This is a genomic window from Streptomyces sp. ISL-96 (assembly GCF_018614035.1).
GTDB lineage: Bacteria > Actinomycetota > Actinomycetes > Streptomycetales > Streptomycetaceae > Streptomyces.
Genome location: NZ_JAGGPA010000020.1, coordinates 184,584 through 198,484, shown reverse-complemented (window position 1 = coordinate 198,484; position 13,901 = coordinate 184,584). Strand labels below are relative to the sequence as shown.

Sequence of the window (13,901 nt, the reverse complement as noted above, 5' to 3'; positions counted from 1 at the left end):
CGCTTGTTCGACCAGCGGAACGATACTCATCTCTGAGGGGCATTCACCGGCGTACTTCGGCCAATCACCGCAGTCGGCCGCCCGGGGCCGTGGATACCTCGTTCCCGACCGCGCACAGTGGGGAAAGTCACGGAACGGGGAGGGCAGGAGCGCCGGTCAGGGGGAGCGGCGGCGCTGATGAACCGCCGAAGCCCCGTGCACTTGGCGAGATTCGCACGCTCTGCTCACAGGGTGGGGCTTCCCGACACCAGGGGCGCGACCGTGCGGTCTCCGAAGGCCGTCCACGGCTGCCACCCGCCATTGGGCCGGGCCTGGACGCGGGTTCGCATCCGGCCCGCGGCGGTGACCGCGAAAACGTGCAGCCGCCCGGCGGCGTCGGGCGCCGCCGTGGGCGTGGCGACGAGCCGGACGCCGGGCTCGCCGGACTCCGCGCCGGGGTGCGTGTCCCCGCCGGGGGCGACCTGCCAGCGGTGGCCGAGCCGGGCGCCGCCGGGTGTCAGGGAGAACGCCTCCAGCCGGCCGTCGGCGTTGACGGCGAACGCCGGGGCGGCGGCGCTCCAGCCGAACAGCGGCAGCCACTCGCCCCAGCCGCCGCTCGGCACGGTCTGCCGCCGGACGAAGGTGCCCACGCCCGACGGTCCGATCGCGGCGACGGTGAGCCGGCCGCTGCCGTCCCTGGCCACCCGGGGCGCGGCGCCGGCCGCGGTGCCGAACCGGTGCCATGACGCGGTCCAGGGGCCGCCCGGCGCTTCCTGCCAGCGGTGGTCGATGCCCGAGCCGCCGGGGGCGAGGGTGAAGACCTCCAGCCGGCCGTCGGCGTTCGCCGCGACCACCGGTGGCGCGCCCGCCGCCCCGCCGAATCCAGGCTCCCACGAGTCCCAGGCCCGGGATCCGGCCGACCTCTGCCGTCGCCGCGCGACGGAGGCGCCACCGGGGCTCAGAGCGAAGACCTCCAGCCGGCCTTTGGCGTCGCGGGCGACGGCGGGGGCGGCACCGGCCGGGCCGCCGAACTCCTCCCAGTCGTACCAGCCTCCGTCCGGCCGCTGCACCCGGTGGTGCAGGTTGACGCCGCCCGGGGCGAGCGAGAACACCTCGAGCCTGTTGTCGGTGGTGTGGCCGAGCGTGGGAACCGCACCGGCGGGCCCCCCGAAGGGCTCCCACTCCGACCAGCTGTCCGTGTGCGGGTCGATCTGGACACGCCGCAGCATCGCGCGGTCGGTGGCGTCGAGTGCGAACACTGTCAAGCGGTCGTCCACGTCGAGACCGGCCACCGGGTTGTCGGGGCTCTGCCACGGCGGTGGCGTGTCCTGCCAGGTCAGGGGCGCCATGTACAGCCCGTTGCGGAACCAGCCCGCGGCGCTGGCGTACCAGCTCTCCCCGTCGTGGACCACCTCGACGGCGTGACCGGGCACATGCCCCGCGTATCCGGCGAGCTCGAAACGGAACGGGTCCCGCGACGCGAGGACGTCGGTGCCCTCGTAGCCGTTGCGCGGGCCGATGAACAGGTAGTACCAGCCGTCTCGTTCGACGACGTACGGCGACTCGGTGACCGAGACGGTCGCGTCCGTGCTCGCGTCGGTGAACGCGACGCCCGGGTCGCTCCAGTGCAGCAGGTCGGCGGAACGCCGGCAGGCCACGACATGGTGGCCGCCCCGGCCAGAGAGTTCGGTGTAGTACATGACCCACTCGCCGCCGGATCGCAGCACCATCGGGTCACGCGCCGCGAGGCCCCGGAACAGCGGGCCGGACGGCTCGCGGGTCCAGGTGAACAGGTCGGTCGACGTGGCGAGGTTGACTGCCGCGCCCTTCGCGCCGCCCGCGGCGTAGAACATCCAGAACCTGCCGCCCGCCTCGACGACGTGGGGCGCCCACAGGTGTTCCTCACCGAAGTAGGACGGGTCGACGGTGAGGGCGTCGGGATGGCTGGTCCACGGCCCGTGCGGGCTCGGCGCGGAGGCGTGGGCGAAGGAGATCTCCTCCGCGCTGTCCGGGGATTCGCCGCGCGGCGCGCTGTTGCCGACGATGCCGAACAGGTGCCAACGGCCCTGCGCCTCGATCAGCGTGTGGTCGTTGAGATAGCGGGGGCCCGCGGAGGTGGACGGGTCGTAGACGTACGTGAAGGGTCCCGCGCCGACCCGTTGAGGGGGCGGGGCGTCCTCGGGGGCCGCGGCGCCGGCCGGGCCGGCGCCCAGGAACGGGAGGGCGCCGGCGGCGGCCGCACCGCGCAGCAGGCTCCGTCTGCTGATCGGAAGCATGAGTTCCTTCACAGGGGTCAGTCGACCGCGGGGCCGGCGGAGTTGTTGAGCCAGATCCAGCCGGACCAGGTGGCGAAGCCGGTCTGCCATTTGTGGAAGGTGCCGGTGTTGCTGGTACCGAAGACCTCGATGCGGCCGTCGGCGTTGGCGGCGGTGGTGACCTCGGTGCCGCCGGTGCCGAAGGACGCCCAGTCGCTGTAAGGGGCGTTCACGGCGGTCTGCCAGATGTGCATGGCGGTGGTGCCGTTCATGGCGAAGACTTCGACGCGGCCGTCGGGGGTGCGCTCACTGGTGAGCTGCGAGTCGGCGGGGCCGCCCACCGGTTTCCACTCCGACCAACTGGACGGGCTGGTTTGGTACCTGTGGAAGACGCCGACCGGGCCGGAGGCGAAGACCTCCAGGCGGCCGTCGGCGTTGTGGTCGACCGTTAGGTCCCGGCCGCCTTCGCCGAATCCGGTCCACGAGGACCAGCCGCCGTTGGGGGCGCTCTGGTACCGGTGCTGGAAGGTGGCGCCGCTGAGAGCGAAGACCTCCAGGCGTCCGTCGGGTGTCTTCCCCATCTCCACCCGGCTGTCGGCGGGGCCACCGCCTGCGGACTCCCATTCCGACCAGCCGCCGTTCGGGGTGACTTGATACCGGTGGAAGAGCCCGGCCGGGCCCGAGGCGTAGACCTCGATGCGGCCGTCGGCGTTGACGCCGGCCGCGGTGTCCCGGCCGCCAAGGCCAAAGGACTCCCATCCCGACCAGCCGCCGGCCGGGCTCGACTGCCAGCGGTGCTGGAAGGTGCTCCCGTTGATGGCGAGCAGTTCCAAGCGGCCGTCGGCGTTCGGCGCGAGGGCGAGTTCGGCGTTGCCGGGCCCGCCGAGCGATTCCCATTCCGACCAGTTCCCGTTGACCTCCTGCTGCCAGGCGTGGTGAATGCCGTCGGCTGCGGCGGCGAACACCTCAAGACGCCCGTCCGCCGACCGGGCCGACACGACCCGGCCCGACTCCGATGGATACACCGGCGGTTTGGGCCGCGGGCCGGTGCCCGGGGTGCAGGGCAGGATCACGCCGCGCTCCGCGAGGTAGACCTCGGGGTCGATGCCGTAGGAGGTGGACCGGTCCCCCCAGATCCGCAGATGCAGGTGGGGGCCGGTGGAGTTCCCCTCGGAGCCCATCAGGGCGATCTGCTGGCCGGCCGCGACGCGGTCGCCGACGGAGACGTCCCGCCGCACCATGTGCCCGTATTCGGAGATCCTCCCGTCGGGGTGCAGGATCCGGATCCACTGGCCGTAGTCGCCGGTGTACCCGGAGATGGTCACCTCGCCGTCGCCGACGGCGTAGATCGGCGTTCCGACGGCGCTGGCGATGTCGACGCCGTTGTGGCGGCTGTGGAAGTGCTGGGAGACCATACCGGTGGCCGGGCAGGCCGCGGTGGCGGCGACGGCGGTGGTCCGGGCGGCCGCGGCCGGAGTCGCGGGCAGCAGCGTCGGTAGCAGCAGGGCGGCTGTCAATGCGAGAACCCAGGTCAGTGCGTGTCGGGAAAGCCCTGGAAGCACGAGTCCTCCTCCCCTTGGCAGTCGGGGTGAGTGGGATGGACGGTTGGGGTCGTGCGGACGGGCGGTACGGAAGCTAGCAACAGCGCGGCCCCGAAAGACCCCGGAAGGTTACGGACTGACAGGCGCGATCACGTTGACTAGCCGCCCGTTGTCGCTGGTCATCGAGATTTCATCGGTTCTCCTTACCGTGGCCGCGTTCAGACGACGGCCCGTACGACAGGGGGAAGGACTGCGATGGCACGCAGGAGATACAGAGCGAGGCTGCCGATGGCGGTCATGGCCGCTGTGGTGGTGATGAGCTCGCTGGCGGCCACCGGGTCGGCGGCCACAGGCGTGGCCGCCGACGACGGACCGGGCCCTGACAAGCCGATGATCCGCTACACCGAGTACGGAATTCCGCACATCATCGCCTCGAACTGGGAGGGGCTGGGAACGGGCTACGGATACGCGGCGGCCAAGGACAACATCTGCACCCTGGCCGACACCTATCTGATGGTCACCGCCCAGAGGTCCCGCCACCTGGGGCCCGACGGCAGGGCAAGTCCCGGCCAGAACCAGAACACCACCACCAACCTCAACAGCGACCTGTACTTCCAGCGCATCAAGGACAACGGGGTGGTGGAGCGGCTCCTCGAGAAGCCCGCTCCCGACGGACCGGAGCCGGAGGTCAAGGAAGCCATTCGCGGCTATGTCCAGGGATACAACAGGTACCTGACCGAGACCGGCGTGAACAACATCACCGACCCGGCCTGCCGCGGTGCGGCCTGGGTGCGGCCCATCACGGAGCTGGACGTCTACCGCCACGCGCATGCCGAGATCATCATGGGCAGCGCCGACGCGCTGCTGGACGGCCAGGTGAACGCCGCACCCCCGGGGGCCTCGCCCACGGCGCAACCGGCGTCCTCACCCGCGAAGACCGCCGCGAAGATCCGCGACGCGATGGCGGTGAGCCGTGAACAGAGCATGGGCAGCAACGCGTTGGCGGTCGGCTCACAGGGTGTGTCCGGTGGCACCAGCATGCTGCTGGCCAACCCGCACTTCCCATGGCAGGGCAAGAACCGGATGTGGCAGAGCCAGCTGACGATCCCGGGCAAGACCAACGTCTCCGGGGCCAGTCTCCTGGGATTCCCCGCGGTCAACATCGGCTACAACGAGAACGTAGCCTGGAGCCATACGATCGCCACGGTGGCCCCGTTCGGGCTGTTCGACGTACAGGTGGATCCGCTGAACCCCACCAAATACCTGGTGGACGGCGCCTGGGAGCAGATGTCCTCGCAGCGGGTCGGGGTCGACGTACGGCAGCCGGACGGCTCCCTGTCCAAGGTCACCCGGACGTTGTGGTCCACCCGCTACGGCCCGATCACCACATCGATGCAGGGCGTCCCGCTGCCGTGGGTGGTCAGCGCGCACGCGGTACGCGATGTGAACATGGATAACCTGCGAGCGCTGAACAGCTGGTTCCGGCTCAACCAGGCCACGGACGTCCATGACGTGGTGAACACCCTGGAGACCACGCAGGGCGTCCCCTTCTTCAACACCGTAGCCTCCGACCGCAAGGGCAACGCGCTGTACGCGGGCATCCAGGCCACCCCGAACATCACCGACGAGCACGCGCGATCATGTCTCACGCAGACCGGTCAGCTGCTGTTCAACCAGTCACTGCGGCTGCCGAATGTGCCACCGATCTCCATCCTCGACGGCAAACGCAGCGCGTGCGACTGGCCCGAGGACCCGAACGCGGCCGCGCCTGGCCTGCTGGACCCGCACAAGCAACCGCGCCTGATCCGGTCCGACTTCGTGGGCAACGCCAACGACAGCGCCTGGCTGGCCAATCCCGAGCAGCCGCTGGCTTTCCCGCGGGTGATGGGTGACGCCTCGGCGCCCCGGTCCCTGCGTACCCAGGAGCTCATCCTGACCGCGCAGAACCGCATCAGCGGCACCGACGGTCTGCCGGGCAAGGGCTTCACACCGGAGACCATGGGGAAATTGCTGTTCGCCGACAACAGCAGGGCGGCCGACCTGGCCCTCAACGCCACGGTGACGATGTGTCAGAACGCTCCGTTCGGGCTCATCCTGGTGGACGGCAACCTGGTCAACGTGAGCGAGGCATGTCCGATCCTGGCGGCCTGGAAGAGCCACGACTACACGGCGGACAGCCGGGGGTCCTGGCTCTTTGCGAACTATTGGTCCCTCCTGCTCAATGGCCAGGGGGTGGAAAAGCTGCCGTGGCGGGTGCCTTTCGATGCCAAGGACCCGGTGCACACGCCCAATTCGCTCGACTCCGGCAGCTCCGCCGTCCGCGAGGCATTCGGTCGAGCCGTGCTGGCACTGCGCAAGGCGGGCATTCCACTCAACGCCCCACTGTCGGACATCCAGAAGGTCATCCGCGGCGGTGAGCAGATCCCGATCCACGGCTCGATCAGCCAACTCGGTGTGCTGAACGTGATCACTCCCGGCCAGGTCGACGGAAAACTGGACATCCTCTACGGATCCAGCTTCGTCCAACAGGTGCGGTTCACCGCCGACGGTCCGCCGCAGGCGTCCTCCGTCATGGCCTACTCCCAGTCGGCCAACCCGAATTCGCCGCACTACGCCGACCAGACCAAGTTGTTCTCGGCCGGCACGTGGGTGACCGAGCGGTTCACGGAGGACCAGATCGCGGCTTCACCGGAATTGCGGACCAAGGTTTTGAACTGAGAATGCAGACAACCTCACAAAGGGGAACGCAGTGACAAGAAGAGCACATTGGCGCCGACTGGCGGTGGCGTGGATGCTCGCCGCCGTGGCCGTGGTCGCGCCGACGGGTTCGGTACAGGCCGCCGACGGAGACACCAGGCCGCCGCCGATGGCGAACGGCTTCGGCCTGACCCAGGTCGGCGCGGCGACAGGAAGTGCCACCAACTTCTACCTGACCGTGACCACACCCGAGGTCGCGGGGGAGCAACACATCAAGATAATTCTGCCGAGCGGCTACTACGACGCTCCGGACCGGCGCTACCCGGTGCTGTACTTCCTGCACGGTTCGCCTGACGATCCGGTTCAGCAGACGTATCCGGCGCTGTCGATGTCCGATCAGATGATCACCGTCATCCCGGACGGCGGCGCTCGGGGCTGGTACGCCAACTGGCTCAACCAGAAGACCGCGGCCGGTGCCCAGAACTGGGAGAACTTCCACCTCAAGCAGGTGGTTCCGTTCATCGACGCGAATCTGCGGACCATCGCCACCAAGAAGGCCAGGGCCATCGCCGGCATCTCCATGGGCGGCTTCGGCGCCTTCCGCTACGCCCAGGTCCGTCCCGACCTGTTCAGCCACACCGCGTCCCTGTCAGGAGACATCGACATGTCGGCCAGGTCCATGGACCTCCGGCTGGCCGTCGTCGCCACCCTCATCGACGCGGAGGGCGCGGCCTGCGGCTCGGCGTCCGGATTCTGCGACCCCAAGAACTCTTCCTACAAGCCCGCTGTGGACAGTGACGCCGCGTTCGGTTCGCCCTACCCGGTGTTCAACGCGGACTGGCGCTGGAACGAGGTCGACCCGTCACAGCACATGGACAGACTGGCCAAGGGCGGAGTGAAGGTCTCCGTCTACGTGGGCGACGGAGGCGGCTCGCCCCTCGAGCCGGAGTTCTGGGTCGCGGGCGCGGCCAAGAATGTCAAGGCCGCCATGGACGCTCTGCGCATGTCCTACTACTACGTCAACTACGGTGACGGGGCCGGATGGGGCACCCAGTGCAACGGCGGCCACAACGCAGGCTGCTGGGAACAGGACCTGCGGGACCTGATCCCCAGGCTGGAAAGGGAATTCGCCGCCTGACGGCAAGGGCCCGCCGTCGTCCCGCCCGCCGCTGGCGCGGTCTGCGGGACGACGGCGGGAGCGCGTTCCGGAGCTTTCATTCCCGGATCGGGGCCCCAGCCACGACGACGGCTAGGTGATCGCGGGGCCGGCATCGTTCAGCCAGGCCCATTCCGACCAGATGGCGAAGCCGGTCTGCCATCGGTGATAGACACCGGCGTGGCTGGTGCCGAACACTTCGATGCGGCCGTCGGCGTTGTTGCTCGCCCCGACCGACGTGCCGCCGCCACCAAAGTTCTCCCACTGCGAGAACCCCGCGTTCGGGCCGGTCTGCCAGGCATGGCTCGCGGTGGTGCCGTTGATCGCGAACACTTCCACCCGCCCGTCAACCGTCCGCGACGTGGCCAGCTCGGCCTGGGGGATCCCGCCGGTGTCGGCCCACGCCGACCATGAGGTCGGGCTGGTCTGCCAGCGATGGAACACTCCCTCGGCGTTGGAGGCGAACACCTCGAGTCTGCCGTCCTGGTTGTAGCTGGCGGTGACGGCACGTCCTCCGGTGCCGAAGTTCTCCCAGGAGGACCAACCGCCGTTGACACCGGTCTGGTTGAGGTGCTCGAACGTCGAGTCGGACAGCGCGAAGACCTCGAGCCGTCCATCGGGCGCGTTCTCCATGGCGAGTCGCGCGTTGACCGGGCCGCCGCGGGTGCCTTCCCAGCCCGCCCATCCGCCGCTGGGCGCGGTCTGCCAGCGGTGGAACACCCCTTCGGCGTTGGAGGCGAACACTTCGATCCGGCCATCGGCGTTGTTGCCCGCCGCCAGTCGGTGCCCCCCGGTGCCGAAGTTCTCCCAGGCGGACCACCCGGCACTGGGCCCGGTCTGCCACATGTGATCGAACGTACTGTCCGAAAGCGCGAACACCTCCAGTCGGCCGTCCGCGTTGGACGCCACCGCCAGCTGGGCGTTGCGCGGACCGCCCGCGAGCCGCCACGGGGACCACGCGCCGTTCACCGCGGTCTGCCACGAGTGGTACACGCCGTCGGAGCCGGCGGCGAACGCCTCGAGGCGTCCGTCCGCGGACCGCCCGGACACGACCCGGCCGGAACCGTACGGGTGCTTGGGACCGCTGCTCGTACCGGCCCACAGGGCGTTGGCGATCAGTGTGGCGTCGCCCGCCTCGATCCCGTACAGGTGGCGCAAGTCCTCTCGCGGTTGCTGCACGCGCCAGCACACCTCGCCGATCGGCGCGTGGTTCCACGAGCCGCCCGGATACACCTCGTCCGCCGCGTTGAAGAAGGCGTTGGTGGCGTAGGCCGGGTCCAGGCGCTGCTCGCGACTGCCCCACCAGCCCTGCTGCTGGAACAGCCCGATGCTGGTGTGGTCAACGGCCTGGGAGTAGTTGTTCATACTGGTTTCCACGATGATCGTGGCGATGGCGATCGCCGCCGCCTTCGGGCTGAGCCCGCGGTCCTTCACCGCCTGTGTGACCATCCGCGCGCAGGACATCTTGTACGCGTTGAGATAGCCGGCCATCTTCGCATTGAGCTGCGGGTTGAGCTGGTCGGCCATGATGCCGTCGGTGACCGAGGGACCGGCCGGATCACACGGGGCGGTCGGAATGGCCAAGCCTTGTGGACCACTGAAGTACCGGGAGACGCCGTACCGGTCGTCGCCCGGCCGCGGATCAGGGCCGGGTCGGGCGACGGCGACCGAGGCGGTCATCCCGATGACCAGCGCCCAGATACCGGCCACCCAGGCCAGTCTGGTCAATACGCGGTATAAACCGGGTCTTTCCATAGTGTGCCCCTCCGTCGAGAACTCCGGTCGTTGGCGGCCGACAGTGGAGGGCACCGATGAAATACCGATGGAATCGGACCCCTCGCGTTGCATCGGGGCGCGTTTCATCGGGATGTCATCGGCCGCTGCCAGTGTCGTGACGCATAGGCACACCACATGGGGAGGATCGAATGCGAGCGAAGAGGATGACGGCCGCGTTGGCCGGACTTCTGCTGACGGCAGGGCTGTCGGTGACACAGGCGTCCACGGCGCAAGCCGCCACGGCTCCGTGCGAGGGCACCTACACGATCGTCGTCGGCGGCACGGGAAGCTCGTGGCACAACGACAACTTCACCGGCAACATCCAGCAGCACGTCGGGTACCCCACCCAGATTCCCAACGGCGCGAGCGCCCGGGCAGGCGTCAATGAGCTGAACCGGCTGGTGCGCGACCAACGCGCCGCGTGCCCGGGCCAGCATGTCAAGATGGGTGGGTACTCCTTGGGCGCCGCGGTGGTGCACATCTGGGTCACCGAGAACTGGCAGACCTTCGACAACGTCAACGCCATTCTCATCGCGGATCCCAAGCGCCAGGCCGGACCCGGTGCCAACGGGGGATCCGTGCCGTTCGGCGGCATCATTGGCGCTCCGCTCGCCGGCGCCGACAAGTTCTTCGGCAACGTACCGGTCAAAACGATCTGCCACTGGGACTACGTCTGCGACGAGTCCGCCGGCATCTGGACGTACCCGGGCAACCACATGAACAACTACCCCCACGACTTCAACATGGATCACCACAACGACAGCGCCAACGAACAGTGGTACAACGGCGCCTGGCATCCCGCCTCCTGGTGATCAGGAGACGGTGGAGGAGCCGGCCCAGGGGTTGAGGCCGAGGCCGGCTTCGTCACCGCACAGAATCATCTGGTGCGCCCGCCGCAGCATCCGGCTCGGGAGAACCCCGAGGTCGTCGGCGAGACGGCGGCGGGCGCGCTCGAACACCGTCAGGGCATCGGCCTGGCGTCCGTTGCGGTACAGCGCCTGCATCAGCATCGCGGCCAACGGCTCGTTGAGGGGGTGCGCCGCCGACAGGGCGAACAGCTCGGCGATCGCCTCCGCATCCTGGCCAAGGCGCAGCTGCCACTGCAACTTGCGCTGCACGATGGCAATCCTGCGCTCGGTCAGCCGCAGCCTTTCCAGTTCGGCGAGCGGCCCTGGCAAACCGGCCAGGGGCTCCCCGCGAAACAGCCCCAGCGCCAGGGCGCAGAGACGGACCGCCTCAAGCGGTTCGCCCGCCCGATCGGCCTTCCCGATACGGGTGACCAGCTCCTCCACGCGTGCCACGTCCACGTCCACCACGCCGGGGACCAGCTGGTATCCGCGGAGACCGCGTGCGATGACCGAGTCCGGGCCGTCCCCGGCGCGCAGGGCCTTGCGCAACCGGTAGATGTACACCGGCACCACGTTCGCGACCGGAGGCTCCATTCCCCATACGTCATCGAGTAGTTCCTGCTGGCTGAGGGACCGCCCCGCGCCCAGTGCCAGGGCCGCCAGGACGGCCTGCTGGCGCAGGTGCCCCAGGTTGAGGGACTGCCCGTCCCGCCCCGCCTGCAGCGGCCCGAGCAGGGAGACCTGCACCTTCGGTCCCGCCGCTCGCACGGCGATGGCCCGTGGAACCGGTCTCACCGACCGTGTGCGGGGGCCGCGTCCGGGGGCGGCCAGACCGCAGTCGAAGGCGTGCACGATGGCGGCGGCCCGGTCGCGCAGACCGAGCTTCACCAGGATGCGCGCGAGGTGCTCGGCCACGGCGTCCTCGGAGAGGGCGAGCGCGGCGGCGATCTCGTCGTCCCGCAGGCCGCAGCCCACCGCGGAGAGCACTCGGCGTTCCTGATGCCTGAGCACGGCGGCGGTAGGGCGGTCGGTGGTGGTGGTCGGCATCGCAGCTCCCCGGGCTCCGGACGGGTCGGTCTTGCGGGCGCCGTCGACAAGGTAGTGGGGGGAGCGCCGGGCCTGGCATCCGGAACGATCCGGAGTGACACACGCGTCCGCATGTCATCCACACTCGCGGAGAATCCTCTCAACGGGCTCAGGTGGAACGCTCCGGCGGTCAACGAGGAAGTGAACCCGGCTGCCGTTCCCAATCCGGCCCAGGTCGCCCGGCTGCTCGCGGCGGTTGCCCAGCAACGTGGGCGCGGTCCTCACCTTGAGGCGTTCTTCGGCTGTATGTACTACGCGGCCATGCGGCCGACGGAGGTCATTCACCTCCGGCTCGATCAGTGCCATCTGCCCAAGACCGGGTGGGGGATGCTCAACCTGTCGGGCGGTGTCGTCACCGCAGGCAAGGTGGACGGACGACGGCGCGGTGTACGAGGTGCACTCGCTCAAGCGCCGCGCGGCTCCGCGACCCGGCCTGTGCCCGTCCCGCCGCAGTTCGTATGCATCCTCCGTGCACACATCGAACGGTTCGGCGTGGCGCCGGACGGCCGGACGGAGCTGCGTATGGCACGACATGGGCGCGGGCACGGAAGCACGTCCTGACCCGCACGGAACTCGCCTCCGGGCTGGCCAAGCGGCCCTACGATCTCCGGCACGCCGGGATCTCGTTCTGGGTGTACTCCGGTGTGGACCCGGCCGAATGCGCTCGCCGAGCGGGCCAGAGCATCAATCTTCTCTTTCGCCACTACGCCAAGTTCCTGGACGGCGTCCGGGAGCAGGCCAACCGCCTCATCGAGCAGTCCATGCAGGAGTGGGACCGCGTCAGCCAGGACGCGGCGCCTGCGGGGTAAGTAGGGGTTTTGGTCCGTGACTGGTCCGGAAGCGCTGGTCAGAAGCGGGATGGCGGTGGGAGGAACTGGGAGACAACGTAAACGGGGCCCTGCTCTGAGCGGGGCGAGCCGAAGGCGCCTGACGGGCAAACGTCCAGGTCAGGCGCCTTCTTTCGTGCCTCTAGAAGAAGCCGAGCTTCTTCGGGGAGTACGACACCAACAGGTTTTTCGTCTGCTGGTAGTGCTCCAGCATCATCTTGTGGTTCTCGCGGCCAATGCCTGACTGCTTGTAGCCGCCGAAGGCCGCGTGCGCCGGGTACGCGTGGTAGCAGTTCGTCCAGACGCGGCCTGCCTGGATCGCACGGCCAGCGCGGTACGCCGTGTTGATGTCGCGCGTCCATACGCCGGCTCCGAGGCCGTACAGCGTGTCGTTCGCCGTCCTGATCGCGTCGTCGAAGCCCGCGAAGGACGTCACCGCGACGACCGGGCCGAAGATCTCCTCCTGGAAGACCCGCATGCGGTTGTCGCCCTCGAAGATGGTCGGCTGCACGTAGTAGCCGCCAGCCATGTCACCGTCGTACTCCAGCTGCTGACCACCCGTGAGGACCTTGGCTCCTTCCTGCTGCCCGATGTCCAGGTACGAGAGGATCTTCTGGAGCTGGTCGTTCGAGGCCTGGGCGCCGATCATCGTGTCGGTGTCCAGTGGGTGGCCCGCGGTGATCTGTTCCGTACGGGCGATCGCCGCCTCCAGGAACTCGCCGTAGTGGCCGCGCTGGATCAGCGCGCGGGACGGACAGGTGCACACCTCGCCCTGGTTGAGCGCGAACATCGTGAAGCCTTCGAGTGCCTTGTCGCGAAAGTCGTCGTCGGCGTTCCAGACGTCGTCGAAGAAGATGTTGGGGCTCTTGCCGCCCAGCTCCAGTGTCACCGGCTTGATGTTCTCGGAGGCGTACTGCATGATCAGCCGCCCCGTCGTCGTCTCACCCGTGAACGCGATCTTCGCGACGCGCGGGCTGGACGCGAGCGGCTTTCCGGCCTCCACGCCGAAGCCGTTCACGATGTTGACGACGCCAGGAGGCAACAGGTCGGCCACCAGGCTCATCCAATAGTGGATGGACGCCGGCGTCTGCTCGGCCGGCTTCAGGACGACCGCGTTTCCGGCCGCCAGTGCGGGCGCCAGCTTCCAGGTCGCCATGAGGATGGGGAAGTTCCAGGGGATGATCTGCGCGACCACACCGAGGGGCTCGTGGAAGTGGTACGCGACGGTGTCGTCGTCGACCTCGCTGAGCGAACCCTCCTGCGCCCTGAGCGCACCCGCGAAGTAGCGGAAATGGTCAATGGCGAGCGGGATGTCGGCGGCCAGGGTTTCGCGGATCGGCTTGCCGTTCTCCCAGCTCTCCGCGACCGCGAGCTCCTCCAGATGCGCTTCCATACGGTCGGCGATCCTCAGCAGGACGTTCGCGCGGTCGCCCGCCGCCGTACGCCCCCATGCGGGAGCGGCGGCGTGCGCCGCGTCCAGGGCGCGCTCGACGTCCTCGGCGGTGCCGCGGGCGATCTCGGTGAAGGGGCGGCCGTTGACCGGGCTCGGGTTCTCGAAGTACTGGCCGCGGGCCGGAGCGACGTACTCACCGCCGATCCAGTTGTCGTAACGGGGCTGGTACGAGACGATCGCGCCGTCGGTACCGGGCGCAGCGTAACGGGTCATCTCCGTGGCCTCCCTCTGGCGCCGCCCGCCGTTGGGCGGCGCTCGGCGTGAGGCTAGGAGTCCGTACGTT

Annotated in this window: 10 protein-coding genes; 5 read left to right on the top strand and 5 right to left on the bottom strand. The window is 69.1% G+C overall.

What is annotated here, in order from left to right; translation table 11 throughout:
* Nucleotides 1–224: 224 nt before the first annotated feature.
* Nucleotides 225–2,255, bottom strand: a complete 2,031-nt coding sequence (locus tag J7E96_RS14070; protein WP_215131067.1) for a family 43 glycosylhydrolase — start codon at nt 2,253–2,255, stop codon at nt 225–227.
* Nucleotides 2,256–2,272: 17 nt separating this feature from the next.
* Nucleotides 2,273–3,796, bottom strand: a complete 1,524-nt coding sequence (locus tag J7E96_RS14065; RefSeq protein ID WP_215131065.1) for a peptidoglycan DD-metalloendopeptidase family protein — start codon at nt 3,794–3,796, stop codon at nt 2,273–2,275.
* 234 nt (nt 3,797–4,030) lie between these two features.
* Here J7E96_RS14065 and J7E96_RS14060 point away from each other — a divergent pair, with 234 nt between their 5' ends.
* Together J7E96_RS14060 and J7E96_RS14055 are read left to right on the top strand one after the other, a co-directional pair.
* On the top strand, nt 4,031–6,493 hold the full coding sequence (locus J7E96_RS14060) for a penicillin acylase family protein (RefSeq protein WP_215131062.1): 2,463 nt from the start codon (nt 4,031–4,033) through the stop codon (nt 6,491–6,493).
* A 73-nt stretch (nt 6,494–6,566) separates the two neighbouring features.
* The gene (locus tag J7E96_RS14055; RefSeq protein ID WP_215131375.1) at nt 6,567–7,610 is read left to right on the top strand and encodes an alpha/beta hydrolase family protein; all 1,044 of its coding nucleotides are present in this window, start codon (nt 6,567–6,569) and stop codon (nt 7,608–7,610) included.
* 111 nt (nt 7,611–7,721) lie between these two features.
* On the opposite strand, the gene J7E96_RS14050 is transcribed toward J7E96_RS14055, so the two are convergent.
* On the bottom strand, nt 7,722–9,383 hold the full coding sequence (locus J7E96_RS14050; protein WP_215131373.1) for a peptidase M23: 1,662 nt from the start codon (nt 9,381–9,383) through the stop codon (nt 7,722–7,724).
* Nucleotides 9,384–9,553: 170 nt separating this feature from the next.
* On the opposite strand from J7E96_RS14050, the gene J7E96_RS14045 reads away from it, so the two are divergent.
* Nucleotides 9,554–10,216: a cutinase family protein gene (locus tag J7E96_RS14045; protein ID WP_215131061.1), complete on the top strand. Its 663-nt coding sequence runs from the start codon at nt 9,554–9,556 to the stop codon at nt 10,214–10,216.
* Here the strand turns inward: J7E96_RS14045 and J7E96_RS14040 are convergent, their stop codons facing one another.
* Nucleotides 10,217–11,299, bottom strand: coding sequence for a BTAD domain-containing putative transcriptional regulator (locus J7E96_RS14040; protein WP_215131059.1), 1,083 nt, complete (start codon nt 11,297–11,299; stop codon nt 10,217–10,219). It abuts the gene before it with no gap.
* A 111-nt stretch (nt 11,300–11,410) separates the two neighbouring features.
* Here J7E96_RS14040 and J7E96_RS37325 point away from each other — a divergent pair, with 111 nt between their 5' ends.
* Complete coding sequence (locus J7E96_RS37325; protein WP_251069855.1) at nt 11,411–11,899, top strand: hypothetical protein; 489 nt, start codon at nt 11,411–11,413, stop codon at nt 11,897–11,899.
* Between the two features lie 71 nt (nt 11,900–11,970).
* A complete protein-coding gene (locus tag J7E96_RS37320) occupies nt 11,971–12,147 on the top strand; it encodes an integrase (protein ID WP_251069854.1) in 177 nt (58 codons plus the stop codon).
* Nucleotides 12,148–12,307: 160 nt separating this feature from the next.
* Here the strand turns inward: J7E96_RS37320 and J7E96_RS14030 are convergent, their stop codons facing one another.
* Nucleotides 12,308–13,831, bottom strand: a complete 1,524-nt coding sequence (locus J7E96_RS14030) for an aldehyde dehydrogenase family protein (protein WP_215131057.1) — start codon at nt 13,829–13,831, stop codon at nt 12,308–12,310.
* Nucleotides 13,832–13,901: the final 70 nt, after the last annotated feature.